The following is a 579-nucleotide window of genomic DNA, read 5'->3' as shown; positions in this document are numbered from 1 at the left end:
TGGTGCCCAACTTCGTGCCCGCCGGGGTGCACGTGGTGCTGCACTCGGAGAACGGCATCCTGGGCGTGGGCCCCTACCCGTTCGAGGGCGAGGAGGACCCGGACCTGATCAACGCCGGCAAGGAGACCGTGACCATCCTGCCCGGCGCGAGCTTCTTCGACTCCGCGACCAGCTTCGCGATGATCCGCGGCGGCCACCTGGACCTGGCCGTGCTCGGCGCGATGCAGGTCAATCCGCGCGGCGACCTGGCCAACTGGCTGATCCCGGGCAAGATGGTCAACGGCATGGGCGGCGCGATGGACCTGGTCCACGGCGCCCGCAAGGTGATCATCATGATGGAACACCTCGCCCGCGACGGCTCCCCCAAGCTCCTGGCCGAGTGCACCCTGCCGCTGACCGGCCGGGCCTGCGTGGACCGGGTGATCACCGACCTGGCCGTCATCGACATCACCCCGGCCGGGTTCACCCTCGTCGAGACCGCTCCCGGCGTCACCCCCGACGACGTCGCCAAGGCCACCGACGCCCCCCTGACCATCCCCGACACCGTCCCCGAGATGACGCTGCCCGCCACCGCCTGAG

Annotated in this window: 1 protein-coding gene; it reads left to right on the top strand. The window is 70.6% G+C overall.

The genetic code is table 11. From position 1 onward, the window contains the following. Positions 1 to 578: 3-oxoacid CoA-transferase subunit B (locus tag ACI79C_RS25250; RefSeq protein WP_456948449.1), on the top strand; the 578-nt coding region annotated here is incomplete at its 5' end. Position 579: the final 1 nt, after the last annotated feature.

Source organism: Geodermatophilus sp. SYSU D00697 (genome assembly GCF_054050175.1).
Note: the sequence above shows the minus strand (reverse complement) of the source record. Positions and strands in the feature narration are given on the sequence as shown.